A 19,136-nucleotide genomic window follows, 5' to 3' on the forward strand; every position below is an offset into this window, starting at 1 on the left:
CTACGCCTCGAACTCGCAGGGGAGGCTCACCAGGCCGCTGAAGCCGGTGCTGTCGGAGCTGAAGGCGAAGAACCGGTAGATCCCGCCCGGCTCCAGGCCGCCGATCCCGGCCTGGCCGAAGGTGTTGTGCGCGACGCCGTCCACGCCGGTCACACCCTGGGAGACGAAGGCGGAGCCGTTCCACTTCTCGTAGCTGAAGTTCAGCCGGGCCGTGGTGCCGCCCGTGCGGGTCAGCGCCATGAAGGTCGCCGTGGTGTCGGCGATGACCGGCCGGGCCGGGCCGCTGGCGCAGCCCTCACCGTTGACGGAGATCTGGATCGGCGCTTCGAGCCTGGAGTACTCGACCACCAGCTTCGCCGTGGACGGGTCGAACCGCCGCCAGCCGGCCAGCGAGCCCTCGTCGGCGGCCTTCATGCCCAGGGCGATGCTGGCCTGCCCGGCGTTCGCGGTCTGCTGAAGCGCGCCGGTCACGTCGAACTGGACAATCCTTGACATGCCGGGGCTTCCGCACATGCCGCTGGTGTTGGAACTGCCCGGGCTCTGGCTGCCGAGCTTGGCATTCCAGAGCGGCTGGGTGCCCCAGGTGGTACCCGGGTTGATGAGGCCGGTATTCCAGAGCTCGACCGGGACGGTGGGCGAGCAGGACCAGGTGTACGTCTGCGTAATCACGAACCTGGCGTTGATGATCCGGCTGCCGGCGTAGGGCGCGGCGTCCATCGTGAACAGTGACCGCGTGATCTCCGTGCCGTTTGTGGTGATCCGGCCGGTCACTGCGGACTTGGCGGGGTCGCCGGCGTAGCCCTGGTTGTAGTAGGACGTCGAGGCGTAGAGGCTGCTGACCACGGTCCAGTTGGTCTTACCGGATTCCTGGACGGCGGCGCTGGCCGGTGATCCGCCGAGGGCGAGCCCGCCGAGAACGGTGGCTGCGGTCAGGGCGACAGCCCGACGGAGCAGGCCGGAAAAAGGGCGCACTTCGCCCCTGGATCGAATATTCATGAAAGCCCCCGTGGCTGATAGAAATCGACGGGGGCAGTCAATAGGTTCACGGGGCCCGGCGTCAAGCCCCCTTCGGCTCGGCCCCCAGTGGAGCGTCCAGAGTGGACCCATTTCATGACCGCACGCCGCGCGTACCCGTCCGATCTGTCCGACGCTCGCTGGGCGCTGATCCAGCCGGCACTGACCGCCTGGCGGAAGGCCCGGCTTGACCGGCGGCCCACGGGTTCCCGAACCACCGCACGGTCTACGGCTACTATGCCGCCTGGCGCGACGAGGGCATCTTCGCCCAGCTCAACTACGACCTGACCGCGAGAGATCGGAGACGGGGCGTCGGCTGCGCCGGAAGCTCAGGCGGGGAGTTCGAGGGCCTGCCAGAGGTACCAGCTCGCGACCGTCCGGTACGGCTTCCAGCGCTCGCCCCGCTTCGCGACATCCTCCTTGGACGGCAGTTCCTTCGTGCGGAAGGCGAGCATAAAGCCCTTGCGGATACCGTAGTCGTCGAGCGGGAGCACGTCGGGGCGGCCGAGGCGGAACATGAGGAACATCTGCGCCGTCCACGGGCCGATGCCCCGGACCTCGGTCAGCGCCTTGAGGACCTCGTCGTCGGAACAGGAGCCGATGGCGCCGAGCTCGGGCAGCAGGCCCTCGTCGGCCCGCCGGGCGAGGTCGCGCAGCGACAGGACCTTCGCGCGCGACAGCCCGGCCCCGCGCAGCTGCTCGTCGGAGGAGCCGAGGATCTGCTCGGGAAGCGGGCAGGACTCGCCCGGCGGGAAGAGTGCGCACACCCGGCCGAAGATGGTCGCGGCGGCTTTCCCGCTGAGCTGCTGGTAGACGACGGCCTCGGCGAGCATCGCGAAGACGCTGGGCGCCGGGCTGATCGGCAGGGCGAACTCGCCTGCCCGGGCGATCAGCTTGCCGAGCTGGGCGTCCTTGGCCGTCAGGTACGCCACGGCCTCGGCGGGATCAAAGCTGTACGTCATGGTCACAGGCTCTCAGCCCCGCGCGCCCCGGCGAGGCGGGACGCGCGGGGCGGAAGTGCGGTCTCAGCCCTCGCAGACGCAGAACTGGTTGCCGTCCGGGTCGGCCAGGACGGTCCAGCCGTCGTGTGCCTTGACCTCGGTGGCGCCCAGGCCCTTGAGCCGGGCGATCTCGCCGGGGAGGTCGGGGGTGAACAGGTCGAGGTGCAGGCGGTTCTTGCCCTGCTTGCCCTCGGGGACGACGAGCAGGGACAGGCCGACGCCGTTGCTCTCCGGGTCCTCGAGGTAGGTGGAGTCGTCACCGGAAGAGGAGACCTTGTACCCGGTGACGTTCTGCCAGAACGCGACCGAGCGGCCGAGGTCGTTGGTGTCGATGCCGATGTTGCCGATGCGGATGCCCACCGCTGGTCCTCCTTGGCTGTTACCTGCGTTACACGAACACTACTGACCATAACCGGTCATAGTCAATTACTGGTTACCGGGGCCTCGGCGGCAGCGAGCGCGCTGTACCGGGCCGGGCGGGCCGACCGCAGCCACCACGCGTACCCGAGCCCGGCGGCGAGCGCCACCACGTACAGCCACGGCGTCAGGTTGACGATCGCCGAGTCCGTACCCGTGACGACGGAGAAGTTGCTGATCAGCAGGACAGTCGCGCCGATCAGGCCAGCCAGCGCCAGGAGCGGGGCGAGCACGGTCCGCCACCAGTGCCGGTCGGGGTGGCCGCGGAAGAACCCGATCACCGACAGCGCGGCGCCAGCCTGGAGCAGGACGATGCCGAGCGTGCCGAGCCCGAGCATCGTGGTCGCCAGGTTGGTGTACGGGTGCAGCCCAGCAGCCCAGAACACGGCGCACACGGCCACGGTGACCGAGACCTGCACCATGCTGGCCCGGTGTGGCGCGTTGTGCCTGGGGTGCAGCGAGCCGAGCCACGGCGGGAGCACGCGTTCGCGGCCGAGCGCGTACATGTACCGGTTGGCGGCGTTGTGCAGCGCGAGCATCGACCCGAACAGGCTGAGGCACAGGAGGACCTGCATGACGGTCGTGGCCGCCGACCCGAGGAACTCGTCGCCGAGGTGGAAGAACAGGTCACCGAGTTCCCTCGCTGACCGCTCCTGGAGTGCGCCGGTACCGACCGCGCCGACGGCGGCCCAGCTCACGAGGAGGTAGAAGCCGGAGATGAGGACGACGGAGGCGTATGTCGCCAGCGGTACCGTCCGATGTGGACTTCTTGTTTCCTCGCCGTAGAGCGCGGCAGACTCGAAGCCCACATAGGACACCAGAGCGAACATCAGCGCGACACCCAGGCCGGGGCCCGCGACGGTGCCAGGGTTCATGGCGGCGGCCGGGAAGGTCGCAGCCCCCTTGTCCAGGAAGACGGCGGCGACCAGAGCCAGCAGGATCCCGGTCTCGGCGATCATCACGACGGCCAGCAGCCGCGCGCTGAGATCGATCTGCCGGTAGCCGAGGACGGCCATCAGGGCGATGCCGAGTGCCGACCAGAGCTGCCAGGGCAGGTCGAGGCCGTGCGAGGCGGCGACGAGGTGCACGAAGTAGCCGAGTGCCCCGGCCAGGCCGACGGTGATGGCGTTGTAGGCCAGGACGGCGACCAGGCCGCCGGACAGCGCCGGGGCGCGGCCGAGGCCACGCGCGATGTAGGTGTAGAAGCCGCCGGTGTTGACGATCCGGCGGCTCATCGCGGCGTAGCCGACGGAGAAGCAGAGCAGCGTCAGCCCGGCCAGGACGAACGTCGCCGGGACGCCGGCCCCGTTGCCGATCGCGAAGGCCAGCGGCACGGTACCGACCATCGCGGCCAGCGGCGCGGCAGCGGCCACGACCAGGAAGACGACCTTGGGGGCGGTGAGGGCCGGGCGCCGCGCGTGCTGCGCGGCGGCCGGCCGGGTGGTGGCGGTCATCAGAGGATCCGCGGCGCCGACGCCCGCAGGAACTCGATCGCTTCCGGGATGCCCATGTAGGCCAGCCGGGCGTCGGCGAGCTCGTCGTTCCACTGCGCGGCGATCGCCCAGCGGTCCTCGGGCGTGGTGTCGATCAGGCGCTTGCCCGGGAACAGCTCGTAGTCCTTGAGCAGTTCCTTGTGGGCCTGCATGCCCTCCTGGAACAGCTGCTCGCGGGTCATGACGAACTCGGCGTCCTCGATCGTCCCCCACAGCTCGCGGCCACGGCGCAGCACGTCGAGCACGTGCGGCCGGTCCTCGGGGTGGTCGATGAGGTGCTGGCGGACATAGGAGGAACCGACGGCCAGGTGCCGGATCTCGTCGATGGCCGCGCCCCGGGCGATCTCGCCGGCCGCCGGGTCCAGCACGCCCCACTTCAGCTCGCTCAGCTCGGTCGAGGCGGCGAGCACGCCCTCGATGATGATGGCGAAGGCGACGACGCCGCCGACGAAGTCGCCCTCGGTGCGGACGATCTGCGTCGCGAACTCCTGGACAGGGGTCAGGACCTTCTTCTTGTACTCGGCACCGGTCTGCCGGATCCAGTCCATCAGCCCCTCGGCCGGGTGGCCGAGGTTGAGCAGGTGGTTCCGGAAGATCATGTGGTGGCGGGCCTCGTCCATGAGCTGGGTCGAGAAGAACTCCAGCTCCGGGATGTCCGGGGCCATCGCGACGTAGTCGGCCAGTACCTTGGTGGCGGCCTCCTCGTCGAGCGAGCGGTACACCAGCTCCAGGGTCAGCGCCTCACGCAGCGGGCCGGGCTCGCGCATGTAGTCCGGGGTGGACAGTTCGCCGGAGTACCCGTCGGGGCGGCCCTTGAGCGTGCCCTGGGCTACGGCGGAGAACCAGTACGACAGGTCACACTGCGCGACGGTCAGTTCCAGGTTGGCCGCGCCGTCGAGCAGGCCGGGTGCGGCGTCCCAGTCGGCTTCGGCAGGTACTTTCGTCATGATCTCTCCTTGGTCTCAGGTGTGCAGCCGTCCGGCGAAGGTGAGCAGTGGCAGGCCGGCGCCGGGGTTGCCCCCCAGCACCTCGGCGATGATCAGGTCGTGGTCCCCGGCAGGGAACCAGTCGGTGGCCCGGCAGGACAGGTGGGCCAGGCAGCCGCCGAGCAGCGGGGCCCCGGTCACCTGGTCGGTGGTCCAGCGCTCCGCGCCGAACTGGGCGTCACCGGGCCGGCGGCGCGGGTCTGCGAACCGGTACGCCAGGTCGCCCTGCCCGCTGGCCAGCACGTTCACGGAGAACAGCCGGGCGCGCTTGACCATCCCGGCCAGCGAGGACCCGGAGGTCAGGCAGGCGGCCACCAGCAGCGGCTCGCGGGACACCGGCACGAGGGCGCTGACCGTCGCCCCGTGCCGCAGCCCGTCCTCGCTGATCGTCAGGACGGTCACGCCCGAGGCCATCCGGCGCAGCGCGCGGCGGGCCGCGTCACCGTCCGGAGTGGACAGCGCCCCGGAGCCCTCGCCGAGCCCGACGAGAAGCTCGACGGTGGCGAGGGCCCCGGCCGTGCCGCTGGTCACGCCTTCACGTCCGCTGGGACGTCCTCGGCGAGCGGGGCCGGCACCCGGGTGACGGCGTCGGAGCGGGAGCGCAGGCGCTCGGCGAGCTGCTGGTACATCGGGTTCGGCATCGGCTCGAAGGTCTGGCCGAAGGGCTTGAGGAAGTTGCCGAACAGGCCGCGGTCGCCGAGCACGTGGAACGGGATGGCCAGCAGTGCCCACTCGGGCCCGACGAAGTACAGCCACAGGCCGATGACGGCCATCTGCGTGATCAGGCTGTGCGCGAAGTTGTAGAGCACGTAGTACGTCTTGGAGATCCGGCCGTCGGGGCTCCTGCGGAACGCGATCGCGCCGGGGATGTAGCCGACCAGGTCGATCCACGCGAACAGCAGGATGAACGGGATCCACCTGATCTCGGTGAAGTGCACGATGATCAGGATGATCGACAGGGCGAAGGCCACCAGGTACTCGGCGCGGTGCAGCTTGAACGTGACCGGCGACTCGTAGGGGTTGAGCTGGTCCATGACGGACACTCCTTGGCTTGCTGGGGGCTTGGGTGTTACTGGAGCCTGAGCTGCTGACCCTGGAAGTACTCGTCGAGCTGCGTGGCCACGCTGGCCCGCGACGGCGGGTGGAAGGCCAGGGCCCGGACGGCCGAGGCCAGGTAGGCCACGTCGAAGGACTTGATGAACGCGATGCCCCCGAGCATCTCCGCGGCGAGGTCCACCGTCGCGGCCAGCAGGTCCTGCCCGGCGTAGCGGGCGACGAGCACCGAGGCCACCGCCTCGTCCCCGCTCAGCCCGGCCTCCACCGCCCGCGCGGTGCCTTCGAGGAGCGCGATGGCTGCGTCGAGCTTCGTCGCCAGGGCCGCGCGGGACTGCGCGTCGCCCCTTCCCGCCTCGAAGACCGCGTTGACCAGCGTGGACGCCGCCCCGGTGTAGGTAGCCGAGGCCAGCAGCTCGAACCAGAGGAAGCCGGACTGCTGGAGGTCGTCGAGCCGGTCGGCGTCGTCCGGGGTGCTGGTGATGGCCAGTTCCTCCGGGACGAGGACGTTGTCGAGCAGCACCTCGTGGCTCTGGGCGGCGGCCAGTACCGGGCTCGCCCAGAACGGCCGGGTGGTGATGCCAGGCGAGTTGCCGGGGATGAGCAGCAGGGCCAGAGCGCCGTTGCCGTCGGCGTCGGTCACGGCAACGCTCGCCGTCAGGACGTCCATCGCCGACGAGAGGCTGCACGGCTTCTTGGAACCGTTGACCCGGTACCCCTCCGGCGTCAGCTCTGCGGTCACCGAGGGCAGCAGGATGTTCTGGTCGGTGCGGCCCTCCGCCCAGCCGGAGGCGAGCAGCAGCCCGTCGGCCGCGATGCCGGACAGCACCTTGACCTGGGCCGGGGTCAGCCGGTCGGCGGTCTCGGCGAGCGCGAAGAGCATCGCGACCGTGAAGTGGTGCATGGCCGTGGCGATGCCGAGCGACGGCGACAGGGCCGACAGGGCGCGCTGCACCCGGACGGCTTCGAGCGGGCTGGCCTCACCGCCGGCGTACGAGGCCGGGACGAGCAGGCCGGGGCCGTTGTGCCGCCGGTAGATCTCGATCACGGGGCTGCCCTCGGCCTCGCGCTCGGTGAGGGTGAGGTCCTCGAGCGCGGCCAGCAGGCCGGGGTGGAAGCGCTCGCAGGCCTCGCGGGCCACGGTGAGTGAACGCAGCATCGCCTCTGCCTCTCTGCTGGGGAAGCCGCTGACGGGCTGGGGAAGTCACAGACGAGCATGGCAACGCGGCCTGACCAGGGCCTGACTCCGACCTGACCCGGGTTTTGACGAGGTCAGCACGGGATCAGCCGGACGGGCATACGGTGAGAGAATGAGTGATGTCGATACGGATGTGCTGAATCTCGCGGCGCGGCAGGCGATCGGCTACCTGACGGGCCTCGCCGAACGGCCGGTCGGCCCGGACACCACCCCGCAGGCGATGGCCAAGCTGCTCGGCGGGCCGCTGCCGGAGGGCCCGAGCCCGGCGGCCGAGACGATCGAGCTGCTGGGCCGGGCCGCCGCGGAGGGCGGCGTTGTCGCCAGCTCCGGCCCCCGGTACCACGGCTTCGTCGTCGGCGGGACGCTGCCGGTGGCGATCGCCGCCGACTGGATCACGTCAGCCTGGGACCAGAACAGCGGGGTCTACGACCTCGGCCCGGCCGTCGCCACCGCCGAGCAGGTCACCGGCCGCTGGCTGGCCGAGCTGTTCGGGCTGCCGGAGGGCGTGTCGGCGGGCTTCCCGACCGGCTGCGCGATGGCCCACGTGGTCGCGCTGGCCTCAGCACGCCACCACGTGCTGGCCCAGGCAGGCTGGGACGTCGAGCGCGACGGGCTGGCCGGGGCGCCGAGGGTGCGGATCGTCGTGGGTGCGCAGCGGCACCTGACCATCGATCTGGCACTGCGGTACCTGGGTTTCGGTACGGGTGGCACGATCGTGGTCCCCGCCGACGAGCAGGGCCGGATGATCCCGGCCGAGCTGGAGCGGGCCCTCGAAGGCGGCGATGGGCCGCTGATCGTGTGTACCCAGATCGGCGACGTGAACTCCGGCGCGATCGACCCGGTCGGCGAGCTGACGGACATCGCGCACCGGCACGGCGCGTGGGTACACGTCGACGGGGCGTTCGGGCTGTGGGCGGCTGCCAGTCCCGCGTTGCGCCCGCTGGTGGCCGGGATCGAACGGGCCGACTCGTGGGCCACCGACGCGCACAAGTGGCTCAACGTGCCCTACGACTGCGGGCTCGTGTTCGTCCGGCACGCGGCGGCGCACCAGGCGGCGATGCTGAACACCAGGGCCGAGTACCTGCCGGACGGCACCGCAGACAAGCGCGACCCGATCGAGTGGGTCACCGACTTCTCCCGGCGGGCGCGGAGCCTGCCCGTGTGGGCGGCGCTGCGGACGCTCGGCCGGTCCGGGGTCGCGGCGCAGATCGACCGGTCGTGCGCGATGGCCCGCCGGTTCGCCGGCCAGCTGGCCACAGTGGACGGTGTGGAGATCCTCAACGAGGTCGTCCTGAACCAGGTGATGGTCCGCTTCGGCGGCTCCGACGCGCTGACGAAGGACGTGATCGCGCGGTTGCAGGCCGGCGGCGAGTGCTGGTTCGGCGGGACGGCGTGGCGGGGTCAGGGCGCGATGCGGATCTCCGTGGCCTCCTGGCGGACGGGGCCGTCCGATGTGGACCGCACGGTCGCCGCGATCCGGGGCGCGCTGGCCGCCGCGCTGGCCGCGTCGGGAACGTGACAGGACTGGGATCACCGGCAGGGCCGGACCCGCTTCGCAGCTCCCGGGCGCAGGACGCCCCGGGGGCTGCGAGCGTGTACGGGGCCCCTGGTCAGCGGGCGATCCGGGCTGCGGGCGCCCCGGCATTTTATCGCCGTCCATTGTAGACAATCCATGCCTGTTCTATCGGGTGAAACGGCATTCGGAGACTGTACGAACGTATTGAATGTCTCATGTGGGGTATGGGAGTATCCCCCGGTGCACCTGAGTCGTTTTCACACTTCTATCCGCCGGAGGCTGAGAAGTAAGTGATCAATAGCATCCGGCCGTGATCACGTGCGATGTCAGTAATCGTGTGATCAACGACGGATGCCCCAGCCCCTCCGAGCGTGTCCGCTACCGCCCGTATGTCGCACCGCTGAACAGGAGGCCGCCGAAGTGCCGCATGACTTGATCGCAACGACCGGATCGCAGGGCCAGGTGCCCCGATGTTGAACTATCTCGTCCTCGGATCGATGGAGATCCGCGGACCACAGGACAGCATCGTCCGCCCGGCGGGGACGATGCGCCAGACACTGCTCGCCACGTTCCTCGCGGCCGGCGACAAGCTCGTCACGATCGACGCGCTCGCCGAGGAGCTGTGGGGCACCACCCCGCCGTCCAAGATGGAGAACGCGCTCCAGGCCCAGGTGTCCCGGCTCCGCAGGACACTGGCGAAGCTGGAGCCCGACCGCAGGGAGCCGAGGCTGACCACGACAGCCTCCGGATACCGGCTGAACGTGCACTGGAGCGAGCTGGACGCGTGGTCGTTCCTCCGCACCGTCGAGGCCATCCGCAACCGGGCCGGCACCGACCTGCACCGCGACATCGCCGAGCTGCGTGAGGCCCTGGCACTGTGGCGGGGCCCGATCTTCGGCGGCCTGGCCGGCGGCCCGGTGTGCCAGACCGCAGCCATCAAGTACGCCGAGGCGCGGACCACGGCACTCGAGCTGCTCTACGACCTGGAGCTCAAGACCGGCGGCCACACCCGGATCATCCCGGAGCTGACCGAGCTGGTCGCGCAGAACGCGATGCAGGAGCACTTCTGCAGCCTGCTGATGGTCGCGCTCTACCGTTCCGGGCGGCAGATCGACGCGCTCACCGTGTACCGGCAGCTCCGCTACCGGCTCGCCGAGGAGCTGGGGGTCGAGCCCTCGCCGGTGCTGCGCAGGTACGAGAAGGCCATCCTGGACCACGATCCGCTCCTGATGCGGATGGAACACCAGATGGCGATGCGTTAGCGAGCCAGCTGGGCAACCGGGAAGGGGCGGCCGGGTGCGAGACCCGGCGCCGGGCAGCTGATCGTCACCCGCCTGTGATCAGCCAGCCGGCCGGCCACCGTCCCATCTCCGGCCGCCCGGCGCCCTGCCGGATCCCGCGTTCCAGGCCAGCAGCCCTGCGGCTGCGGGTCAGGTCACGCCCTGACGTTATGGCCGCGCGGCGCGCTGGCAACAGGACTCATGCCGCCGTACAGGGAACTTCAGCCGTCAGCTTCTACAGTCGCCGCATGATCAGCGATACCGTGTCCGGCCTGCTGGCCCGGGTCGTGCTGCACGCCGCCTGGCTCTACGGAGTGGAGGCGGCCGAGTTCGGGCGACTGCCGGGGCTGACCGCACCGGCTCTCTCCGCGACCGGCCCGGACTCCGGGCTTGTCCGGGTACCGGCAGCTTCGATGACCCGGCGGTGGAGCCTCGTGCAGCACCCGGCCCCGCCCCGGCACCAGCAGCTCGCCGAGGAGAGCATGGACAGCCCGCTCCCCGGCGCCGATCCGCACATGGCCGCGATGCTGCGGCGGTACGCGGAACTGGCCAGCCTGACCGCCCGCCTCGCACCGTGCTGGCTGGAGAAGTTCCGCTGCGAGCTGCTGGCCGCCCTGTCCAGCGGGGACTGCACCCTGGACTCCGTCGCCCGGCGGCTGACCGTGAGCGGGCGGAGCATGCAGCGGCGGCTCGCAGAGAAAGGCACGAACTGGCGGTCCGAGCTTGAGGCCGCGCGCTGCGAACAGGCGGCTGGCCTGCTCCGGGGCACGGATCTGAGCACAGAGGCCATCGCGGCGCGCACCGGCTACAGCGACGCGCGGGCACTCCGCCGGGCCTTCCGCCGCCGGATGGGGCGGACACCGGCGGAGTTCCGGCGCGAGCGGTAACCGGCAGCCCCCCACGGTTCGCGGTTTGCAGCTCAGTGCTCCGGGCTGCCGCACACAGCCCGGGCCGCGTGGCTGAGCGGCGGGCGGAGAATGCCGGCCATCCGCCGCGTACCGGTGTGGCCGGTCAGCGCAGGAGCGCCCAGAGCGCGAGCCTGGGCGCTTCCCGTCAGCCGCACAGCGGGGCGGGCCGCTCAGGCCGGCACCGGCGCCAGGTCGATGACGTCGCCGAGGCGATGGCCGGTGTCCAGGAAGGTCACTGGCGCGCCGGCTGCCTCCTCGACCTGGCGGATGAGGTCCCGCACGCGGGGCGTGATGGCGCCGGAGTCGCGGGCGCCGCGCATCCCCGGCTCGTAGTGGTCGCAGAACGTGAGGGCGATCTGGGTCGGCCCGTTGAGCATCGCCGCGTACTCCAGGAGCGCGAAGTCGATGCTCTCCGCCTTGCGCCGCGCCCGCCCGGTGACGACCCCGTACTCAGCGATGCCGCGCGCCACGGCCTCCGCCTCGGTCATCTCGTGGGGCAGCGGGCCCTGGCCGACCCGCGTGGGCATGGCCTTGACGACCATGACGACGTCGGTGGCCAGCCGCCAGTTGAGGCCCACGTCGTCCATCGCGGCGGCGGCCGTGCAGTTGTCCGACGTGGTGTAGGGGTAGTCGGGGCTGAAGGCCAGGGACAGCATCGTGCCCTGCGAGCCCTCGACGATCGCGGTCTTCCCCTCGGCGGCCGCCACGGTGTTGACCTCACGGGCGACGTCCATGACGTACGGGGCGAGCTCGGGGAGGTCCCGGGCCTGCTGCGCGCGGCGGAGGATGAAGTCGGCGCGGGCGTGGCCGTTGCCGGTACAGGTCGAGCCGATCAGCCCGGCGAGGTGAGCGTCGGCCTGCTCGGCCCGGATGTGCTCGGGGGTGATCACGGCGCAGCGCCCGTCGACGAACGCCCGGCCGGCCAGGCCGAACCGCTCGATCTCCCCCGCCAGGACCTGCGGGTCGACCAGGACGCCGGAGCCGACGGCGACCCTGGTACCCGGGTTGAGCCAGCCGGTGGGCAGCTGGCGGGCCTTGACGAGCGTGCCGTCCTCCAGGGTGACGCTGGCTCCGGCGTTGGTGCCGACCCCGGCGCGCACCGTGAGGTCCGCGTTGTGCTTCCTGGCGAGGTGGGCCGTTGTCTTGCCCTTGCCGGAGTCGCCCCACAGGGCATCGACGACGATGATGGCGCTCACTGGTGGCCTTTCTCGGGGGTGGCCGGCACCGGGCCGGTACCAGGGGTTGTCGCCGCCGGGTCCAGGAGGGCGGCGATCCCCTCGCCGCCCGCGCCGAACCCGACGATCGAGATGAGCTGCCGGGCCTGTTCCGGCGGGAGCAGGCGGGCCCGGAGCTGGACGAGGTGCGGGCCGAACTCCGCTTCGAGCTGCGGGCCGAGCCGCTCGTAGATGGCCGCCATGTAGGTCTCGTCGCGGATGAGCTTCTCCACGACCCACACGAGCGCCGGATGACGGGTGTAGACAGCGCCGACCGGCTCGTCGAACGACGCGACCAGGGCGGTGGTGTGGTCCGTGGCCAGGGTGAGCACGTGGCCGCCGACGCTGCGGGCTGCGGGCTCGTGCCGGTAGACCTCCGCGAACGCAAGGTCTGAGGACTCGTCGCCGGACACGTTCACCACGACCTGGCAGCCGGCCTCCGACGCCGCGCGCAGCGGGCCGGCCAGCCAGGTCAGGTCGCTGGCCGTCAGGCACAGGGCGACGCGCCGCCGGGCCTCCGCTACCAGGGTGAGGACCTGGCTGGTCACGGCGTCGCGGTCGCGGAGTGTGTACGCGGCCTGTTCCTCGGGGGCCGCGATCGCGCTCAGGTCGGCTATCAGGCTGTCGGCCCGCTCGGCGGTCTGCTGCTTGATCCGGCCGAGGACGTCGGCGGGCGGGCAGGCCACGTACCGGGCGGGGCCCTCCTGGGTGGCGCTGGTGACGACGCCACGGTCAGCCAGCGTGCCCAGGACCTGGTACACGTTCGCCCGGGGCATGCCGGCGTGCTTGGCCACCTCGTACCCGGTGGCGAGGGGCTGCTCCAGCAGCGCGACGTAGACGCGGGCCTCCTGTGAGGAGAAGCCCAGCTCAGTGAGGCGGTCGATCACATGGGCACACGCTACATGGGCGTAGTAGTCCAAGCAACTACTACTAGGCCGGCCAGGCCGGCGGGTAACTCTTGATTTTCCCTACTGGTTGAGTAGAGAATTGGCCGGTGATTGACTGGACGGTGGCTGCGGCCGGCCTGGTGGTCGGCCTCGTCGTCGGCCTCACCGGCATGGGCGGCGGCGCTCTGATGACGCCGGTGCTCGTCCTCTTCTTCGGCGTGCCGCCGCTGACGGCGGTGTCCAACGACCTGGTGGTCAGCGCGCTGATGAAGCCGGTCGGCGGGGCCGTGCACATCCGGCGGAAGACGGTCTCCTGGCCGCTCGTCGGGTGGCTGTGCGCGGGTAGCGTGCCTGCCGCCTTCGCCGGGGTCGCCGTGACCCGGGCGCTCGGCGGGGCCGACACCCAGCTCGTCGTCAAGATGGCTCTCGGGATCACGCTGGTGCTCGCCGCGGCCCTGATCGGCGTGAAGCAGTGGCTCCAGTCCCGGCGTACCGCTGCCGACGGCGGCGAGATCGTGGTCCGCCCGGTGCGGACGGTGCTGATCGGCGTCGTGGGCGGGCTGGTCGTCGGCATGACCTCGGTCGGGTCCGGCTCGCTCGTGGTGGTGGCGCTGCTGCTCGTGTACCCGGCGCTGGCCGCGAGCAAGCTGGTCGGGACGGACCTGGTGCAGGCCGTGCCGCTCGTGGCCGCCGCAGCGACCGGGCACCTGCTGTTCGGCGACTTCCACCTCGAACTGACCCTGTCGCTGCTGGCCGGCTCGATTCCCGGCGTGTGGGCCGGGGCGCGGTACTCGTCGCGGGCCAACGGGACGACCCTGCGGGCGCTGCTGGCCGTGGTGCTGCTCGCGAGCGGGCTCAAGATGCTCAACGTGCCCAATGAGCCGCTGGTCGTGGCGATCGTGGTGGCGGCGGGGCTGGTGGCGGTGGCCACCGTGCGAGCCAGGCGGGCCGCGGGTGGGGCACCCGCGCAGGCCAGCCCGGCTCTCGCCTCGGTCGACTGAGTTACTCGGTGCAGGTGCCGAGCATCTGGAGCACGGCTTCCTTCTCGGTCTCGGTGACCGCGAGGTCGTAGACGTACTTGATGTGGCCCCACGCGCGGGCGTATCCGCACCAGTACGTCCACAGTGGTGGCTTCCACTGGTCCGGCGACTGGTCGCCCTTCGCCCGGTTGGACGACGCGGACACCGCGATCAGCTGCGAGTGGACGAGGTCGTTGGCGAACACGCGGCGCTCGGCCGTCGTCCACGTGTCGGCACCGGAGCGCCACGCGTTGGCGAGCGGCACCATGTGGTCGATGTCGACGACGCCGGCGGAGCCGAGCACCCTGCCGTCGTACTCGCTGTACCAGCTGCCTTCCACCGCCCGGCACTCGCTGTCCTGGGTGACGCCGAGCCCGTCCCTGGCCAGCACGACCTCGCGGGTGTCGCAGGTGCCGTCCTGCTTGACCCAGTGCGGGAACAGCGCCCGCGAGTACCCGGTCATCGGGTGCGGGTCCTCGACGCGGAGCGTGTTCAGCTCGGCGCGGACCTTCTCGGCGGACGGCGGGGCGGGCATCGCCTCGGCCTGGCCTGCCAGCGCGGGGGCCGCGGCCCACAACAGCAGGGCGGACGCGGCCAGCGCCGCGGCGAGCGCTCTTCTCAGGACAGTCACACGGTTCTCCGTTCCACTATGGGCATTTCGGAGTTTTGGGGTGGCTTGGGTGTGAGCGTAATCGGCAAATGTGCTGGCGGGTGTGGTGACGCGGCCGGAACAATCGGCTGTGTTCCCGGCCGGAGCAGCGATCCGCGCCCGGCCCGCCGCGAGAAGGAGTCAGCGATGACCGTTGCCGGACTGTCCGGAGCCGAGCCCGAAGCCCGCGTGGCGGCCGGGGTGGTGCGCGGCAGGCGGGAGGCGGGCCTGGCGGTCTTCCGGGGCGTTCCTTTCGCCGAGCCGCCGGTCGGAGCGCTGCGGTTCGCGGCGCCGGAACCGGCCGGGAGCTGGAGCGGAGTGCGCGACGCCGGCACGTTCGGCCCGCCGCCTCCGCAGGCCAGCGTGTTCGGCATGGACGCGCTGCCGGAGGGCGCTGACTGGCTGACGATCAACGTGTGGTCTCCGGCTCAGGATCCTGACGCCGGGCTGCCGGTCATGGTGTGGATCCACGGCGGCGCGTACGTGATCGGCATGTCCGGGCTTCCGGAGTACGACGGCGGGCGGCTCGCGCGGGATGGCGGGGTCGTCGTGGTCACCTTCAACTACCGGGTGGGCGTCGAGGGGTTCGCGCAGATTCAGGGCGCGCCCGCGAACCGGGGCCTGCTCGACCAGGTCGCCGCGCTGGAGTGGGTGCGGGACAACATCCGGGCCTTCGGCGGCGACCCCGGGCGGGTCACGGTCTTCGGCGAGTCGGCGGGCGCTGGTTCGATCGCGGCGCTGCTGGCGATGCCCCGCGCGGCCGGGCTCTTCCAGCGGGCTGTCGCGCAGAGCGTGCCGGGTACGTACTTCACGCCGGAACTCGCCGCCGACGTCACCGCCGCCTGCGCTGCCGAGCTGGGCGCAGAGCCCACAGTGGCCGGGTTGTCGGCAGTGGACCCGGCCCGGCTCGCCGCTGCCGGGGACGCGGTCACCGCGAAGATCGGTCAGTGGGCCGGGCGCTGGGGGCAGCCGGCGCACAGGTCGATCCCGTTCGCACCCGTCGTCGACGGCGACGTCCTGCCCGTCACGCCCTGGCAGGCTCTCGCGGCCGGCGCTGCCCGGGGCATCGATCTCGTCGTCGGCCACACCCGCGAGGAACAGCGGTTGTTCACCGCGATCGAGGGGCTGCTCGGGCAGGTGACGGCCGAGCAGGCGGGCACGGCGCTGGAGCTGTTCGCCCCGGGCGGCGCACGCCCGTACCGGGAGGGGTTTCCGGAGGCTGGGCCGGACGAGCTGTACGAGCTGGTGCACTCCGACTGGCTGTTCCGGATGCCTTCGCTGCACCTCGCCGAGGCGCAGGCCAGGGGCGGCGGGCGCGCGTACCTGTACGAGCTGACCTGGCCAGCCCCGGGGATGGGTGGTGCGCTCGGTGCCTGTCACGGACTCGACGTGCCGCTCGTCTTCGGCAACCTGGGCGGTGGCCAGGCGGCGATGCTGATCGGGGAGGGTGAATCCGCGGAGGCCGAGGCGTTGTCCGCGTTCGTGCGGGGAGCGTGGACGGCGTTCGCTGCGAACGGCGATCCTGGCTGGCCGACCTACGACACCGGCGCACGTCTCACGCAGATCCTCGACGTCGAGCCGGTGGTCATCGCGTACCCGGAAGAGGTTTCGCGCGTGATCTGGCAGGACCACGTCTTCGGGCCGCTGCCGCTGAACGGGTAGAAGGGAAGGGCCGGGCGGTCACCGCCCGGCCCTGAAGCGTGGTCAGGAGGCCTGCACCAGCGTCGGCTTGGCCGGCCGGGTCACCTTGCCCGTCTCGTCGAACCCGTCGTTGTAGACGAACGCCGTCGGGATCCGGTCGTGGAACTGGTAGTCCGTCACGATCCGCCCGTCCTCGCCGAGCGCCACGACGTTCTGCCCGGCCATCTGCGGGTCGAGGCTCTGCTCGTGCACCATCACCCAGCTGAACCGGATCAGGTTGTGGTGCCCGATCGCCGTGTAGACCGGCTTGAACACGTAGCCCAGCGGCTGGTAGATGTCCGCCGTGTACGTGACCTGCTCGGCGATCGCGTCGTGGCCGACGAACGGGTCGCGGCGGTAGAAGACGTAGAGCGCGTCGGGCGCGTAGAGCTCGGCGACGCCACGCCTGCGGGTCTCCACGTCGGTGGCGTTCCAGAGCTTGACGTAACGCTCGGCGAAGGTGTTCGGGTTGGACTGCATGACGCCTCCAGATCAAGAGCGGGAACATTCAAGAACATCGAGTTGTACGAGTGACGATCTCCCCCGGCCCGGCACAGCACCCGGCCGTCAGGCGCACCTGTTCCGCGCGAGGCACCACGAGGACCGGGCACCCCGTTTCACGTCACCTCCCGGATCCGCCGGACCAGGTCCGCGACCACCGCCGGGGCCTGGCCAGCCAGGAAGAAGTGGTCGCCGGGGAACGTGGTGACCCCGGGGAACGAGGCCGCGCGGCTCCCCCAGTCCCGGTGCGCGGCCGGCGTGAACAGCTGGTCGTCCCGCCCGGCGTACGCGACGACCGGGCAGGCCAGCTTCGCGTGGTCGTCCCGGTAGCCGAGGACCACCGTGGTGTCGGCGGTCATGGCCGGCGCGATCAGCCCGCCCTGGGGAATCGGTGGCAGCGCCGCCGTACCAGGCTGGGCGTCGCCGGGCGACAGCCCGGCGGGAGCCCAGCCGGCCACCGCCAGCAGGGCGGGCACCGGGCGGGCGCTCAGCGCGAGCCGGTAGGCGAGCAGAGCGCCCATCGAGTGCCCGAACAGGACTCTCGGCCGCCCGTCGTGCTCGGCCGCCAGGACGCGGCCGAGTTCTGTCACGAGCGGGTCGAGCTCGGTGTAGGGCTGCTCGGCGTGCCGTTCCTGCCGGCCGGGCAGCTGTACCCGGCGGCAGGCGATGTCGCTCGGCAGGAGTTCCGGCCAGCCGCCGTACATGGTCGCGCCAGCCCCGCTGTGGTGGAACAGGTACAGCAGGACGCGCGCGTCGGGGTCCGGGTCGGACGGGTGCAGCCAGCCCATGTCAGGCCGGCTGGTACTCGTCGCGCAGCACCCGGCGGAGCACCTTGCCCGTCGGGTTCCTCGGCAGGTCCGGCACGAACTGGTAGCCGGTCGGGATCTTGAAGTCGGCGAGTTTGCCCCGGAGGAACTTCATCAGCTCGCGAGGCGTGGCCTCACCGCCCGGCCGGAGTACGACGGCGGCCCGGACGGTCTCGCCCCACCGCTCGTCGGGTACGCCGAACACGGCCACGTCCTCCACTGCCGGGTGCGCGCGCAGGTGGTCCTCGACCTCGACCGGGTAGATGTTCTGGCCGGCCACGATGATGGTGTCGTTGATCCGGTCCCGGAGGAACAGGTACCCGTCCTCGTCGAGGTAGCCCGAGTCGCCCATGTACAGCCAGTCGCCGCGGATCATGTCGGCGGAGGCTTCGGGCCGCCGCCAGTACTCGATGAAGTGGGCCGGGCTCTGGATGCAGACGCGGCCGATCTCGCCGCGCGGGAGTTCCTTGCCGTCCTCGTCGACGATCTTCACCTCGTTGCCGGGCATCACCCGGCCGGCCGAAGCCAGCTTCGGGTTACCCGGTACGTGCTCGGCCGCCGTCAGGCAGGTGACGAAGCTGCCCGTCTCCGCCGAGGCGTAGGCCTGGACCAGCTCGCACGGGAAACCCTCCGCGCAGCGGAGCATCAGCTCGCGGGTGATCGGCGACCCGCCGTAGACGATCTTGCGGAGCGAGGCGAACTGCTCGCGGCTGGCGGCCGGCTCGGCGAGCAGCATGTGCAGCATGGCCGGCGCGGCCCAGATCGTCGTGACCGCCTCGTCGTGGATCAGCTTGACGGCCTCCTCGGCGATGAAGGACCGCATCACGATGCTCGTGCCGCCGACGTTGAACTGGTGCATGAACCACGCCATCCCGCCGGCGTGCAGGCCGGGGAAGAGGCTCAGGCTCCGGTCCTCGGGCCGCCAGTCGATCCAGTCGAGGTGGTGCCGCTGCATGTTCGCGATGAACGTGAAGAACGTGCGGTGCGCGAGAACGACGCCCTTCGGCATCCCCGTCGTCCCGCTCGTGTACATCTGCACCACGGGATCGTCAGTCGTCGTACCGGGATGAAGGTCCTCAGTGGACGCTCCGGCCTTCCATGCCGCGAAACCGGCCCCGCCGTCGAGGTCGACCACCTTGCGGACGGTCGGCAGGTCACCGAGCGCCCGGTCGGCGACCTTGCGGAACTCCGGCTCCACGAACAGCACCTCGGCCTGCGAGTCGCGCAGGATGTGGTCGACCTCGGCGGCTGTCAGCCGCCAGTTGATCGGGACGAGCACCGTGCCGCTCTTCGCGCAGCCGATCGCCAGGTCGTAGTAGTAGTCGGTCTCCCGGCCGAGGAAGCACACCCGGGAACCCCGGCCCAGCCCCTCGGCGAGCAGGGCGTGCGCTGTCTGGTTGCTGGCCAGGTGCAGCTGGGCGTAGGTGGTGGCCCTGCCCTCGAAGACGATCGCTGGCACGTCCGGCCGGGTGCTGGCGTGCAGCACAGAACGGTCTTGCAGTGTTTCCGCCATG

At 71.1% G+C, this 19,136-nt stretch carries 19 protein-coding genes and 1 pseudogene; 6 read left to right on the forward strand and 14 right to left on the reverse strand.

The window, feature by feature from the left end; genetic code table 11:
* A complete protein-coding gene (locus A3G1_RS0104810) occupies window positions 1–972 on the reverse strand; it encodes a DNRLRE domain-containing protein (protein ID WP_018348333.1) in 972 nt (323 codons plus the stop codon).
* Between the two features lie 138 nt (window positions 973–1,110).
* Here A3G1_RS0104810 and A3G1_RS39425 point away from each other — a divergent pair.
* Window positions 1,111–1,316, forward strand: a pseudogene (locus A3G1_RS39425) (transposase); the annotation flags it as partial.
* Window positions 1,317–1,343: 27 nt separating this feature from the next.
* Here A3G1_RS39425 and A3G1_RS0104815 read toward each other — a convergent pair.
* From A3G1_RS0104815 to A3G1_RS0104845, 7 genes are all read right to left on the reverse strand, one after another.
* Window positions 1,344–1,976 (reverse strand): DNA-3-methyladenine glycosylase family protein, encoded by a 633-nt coding sequence (locus A3G1_RS0104815; RefSeq protein WP_157640915.1) that lies wholly within the window; start codon window positions 1,974–1,976, stop codon window positions 1,344–1,346.
* 63 nt (window positions 1,977–2,039) lie between these two features.
* On the reverse strand, window positions 2,040–2,375 hold the full coding sequence (locus A3G1_RS0104820) for a VOC family protein (protein ID WP_018348335.1): 336 nt from the start codon (window positions 2,373–2,375) through the stop codon (window positions 2,040–2,042).
* Between the two features lie 62 nt (window positions 2,376–2,437).
* Window positions 2,438–3,886, reverse strand: a complete 1,449-nt coding sequence (locus tag A3G1_RS0104825; protein ID WP_018348336.1) for an APC family permease — start codon at window positions 3,884–3,886, stop codon at window positions 2,438–2,440.
* On the reverse strand, window positions 3,886–4,872 hold the full coding sequence (locus tag A3G1_RS0104830; RefSeq protein ID WP_018348337.1) for a ferritin family protein: 987 nt from the start codon (window positions 4,870–4,872) through the stop codon (window positions 3,886–3,888). Before A3G1_RS0104830 ends, A3G1_RS0104825 begins: the two co-directional genes overlap by 1 nt.
* Before the next feature lie 15 nt (window positions 4,873–4,887).
* On the reverse strand, window positions 4,888–5,442 hold the full coding sequence (locus tag A3G1_RS0104835) for a flavin reductase family protein (RefSeq protein WP_018348338.1): 555 nt from the start codon (window positions 5,440–5,442) through the stop codon (window positions 4,888–4,890).
* On the reverse strand, window positions 5,439–5,945 hold the full coding sequence (locus A3G1_RS0104840) for a hypothetical protein (protein WP_018348339.1): 507 nt from the start codon (window positions 5,943–5,945) through the stop codon (window positions 5,439–5,441). Before A3G1_RS0104840 ends, A3G1_RS0104835 begins: the two co-directional genes overlap by 4 nt.
* 35 nt (window positions 5,946–5,980) lie before the next feature.
* Window positions 5,981–7,120, reverse strand: coding sequence for an acyl-CoA dehydrogenase family protein (locus A3G1_RS0104845; protein ID WP_026211820.1), 1,140 nt, complete (start codon window positions 7,118–7,120; stop codon window positions 5,981–5,983).
* A gap of 154 nt (window positions 7,121–7,274) precedes the next feature.
* Between A3G1_RS0104845 and A3G1_RS33185 the strand changes: the two genes are divergently transcribed.
* From A3G1_RS33185 to A3G1_RS38150, 3 genes are all read left to right on the forward strand, one after another.
* Entirely contained in the window at window positions 7,275–8,681 is a 1,407-nt protein-coding gene (locus tag A3G1_RS33185) for a pyridoxal phosphate-dependent decarboxylase family protein (protein ID WP_051110427.1), read from the forward strand.
* A gap of 467 nt (window positions 8,682–9,148) precedes the next feature.
* On the forward strand, window positions 9,149–9,940 hold the full coding sequence (locus tag A3G1_RS0104855; RefSeq protein WP_018348342.1) for an AfsR/SARP family transcriptional regulator: 792 nt from the start codon (window positions 9,149–9,151) through the stop codon (window positions 9,938–9,940).
* A 266-nt stretch (window positions 9,941–10,206) separates the two neighbouring features.
* Entirely contained in the window at window positions 10,207–10,845 is a 639-nt protein-coding gene (locus A3G1_RS38150; RefSeq protein WP_018348343.1) for a helix-turn-helix transcriptional regulator, read from the forward strand.
* 191 nt (window positions 10,846–11,036) lie between these two features.
* Here the strand turns inward: A3G1_RS38150 and A3G1_RS0104865 are convergent, their stop codons facing one another.
* Window positions 11,037–12,062 carry an adenylosuccinate synthetase gene (locus A3G1_RS0104865; protein WP_018348344.1) on the reverse strand — a complete coding sequence of 342 codons (1,026 nt, stop codon included), beginning with the start codon at window positions 12,060–12,062 and terminating at the stop codon, window positions 11,037–11,039.
* Window positions 12,059–12,967: a TrmB family transcriptional regulator gene (locus A3G1_RS0104870; RefSeq protein ID WP_018348345.1), complete on the reverse strand. Its 909-nt coding sequence runs from the start codon at window positions 12,965–12,967 to the stop codon at window positions 12,059–12,061. The genes A3G1_RS0104865 and A3G1_RS0104870 overlap by 4 nt, the downstream gene beginning before the upstream one ends.
* A gap of 107 nt (window positions 12,968–13,074) precedes the next feature.
* Between A3G1_RS0104870 and A3G1_RS0104875 the strand changes: the two genes are divergently transcribed.
* Window positions 13,075–13,968: a sulfite exporter TauE/SafE family protein gene (locus tag A3G1_RS0104875; protein WP_018348346.1), complete on the forward strand. Its 894-nt coding sequence runs from the start codon at window positions 13,075–13,077 to the stop codon at window positions 13,966–13,968.
* Between the two features lies 1 nt (window position 13,969).
* Here the strand turns inward: A3G1_RS0104875 and A3G1_RS0104880 are convergent, their stop codons facing one another.
* On the reverse strand, window positions 13,970–14,617 hold the full coding sequence (locus tag A3G1_RS0104880) for a GmrSD restriction endonuclease domain-containing protein (protein WP_018348347.1): 648 nt from the start codon (window positions 14,615–14,617) through the stop codon (window positions 13,970–13,972).
* 165 nt (window positions 14,618–14,782) lie between these two features.
* Between A3G1_RS0104880 and A3G1_RS0104885 the strand changes: the two genes are divergently transcribed.
* Window positions 14,783–16,297 (forward strand): carboxylesterase/lipase family protein, encoded by a 1,515-nt coding sequence (locus A3G1_RS0104885; RefSeq protein WP_018348348.1) that lies wholly within the window; start codon window positions 14,783–14,785, stop codon window positions 16,295–16,297.
* Between the two features lie 42 nt (window positions 16,298–16,339).
* On the opposite strand, the gene A3G1_RS0104890 is transcribed toward A3G1_RS0104885, so the two are convergent.
* From A3G1_RS0104890 to A3G1_RS0104900, 3 genes are all read right to left on the reverse strand, one after another.
* Window positions 16,340–16,795 carry a Cif family virulence factor gene (locus A3G1_RS0104890; protein WP_018348349.1) on the reverse strand — a complete coding sequence of 152 codons (456 nt, stop codon included), beginning with the start codon at window positions 16,793–16,795 and terminating at the stop codon, window positions 16,340–16,342.
* A gap of 137 nt (window positions 16,796–16,932) precedes the next feature.
* Window positions 16,933–17,604 (reverse strand): thioesterase II family protein, encoded by a 672-nt coding sequence (locus A3G1_RS0104895; protein ID WP_018348350.1) that lies wholly within the window; start codon window positions 17,602–17,604, stop codon window positions 16,933–16,935.
* Between the two features lies 1 nt (window position 17,605).
* Window positions 17,606–19,135: a long-chain-fatty-acid--CoA ligase gene (locus tag A3G1_RS0104900; protein WP_026211821.1), complete on the reverse strand. Its 1,530-nt coding sequence runs from the start codon at window positions 19,133–19,135 to the stop codon at window positions 17,606–17,608.
* Between the last annotated feature and the right edge of the window lies 1 nt (window position 19,136).

This window comes from Longispora albida DSM 44784, from assembly GCF_000379825.1.
In the GTDB taxonomy this organism is placed as follows: domain Bacteria; phylum Actinomycetota; class Actinomycetes; order Mycobacteriales; family Micromonosporaceae; genus Longispora; species Longispora albida.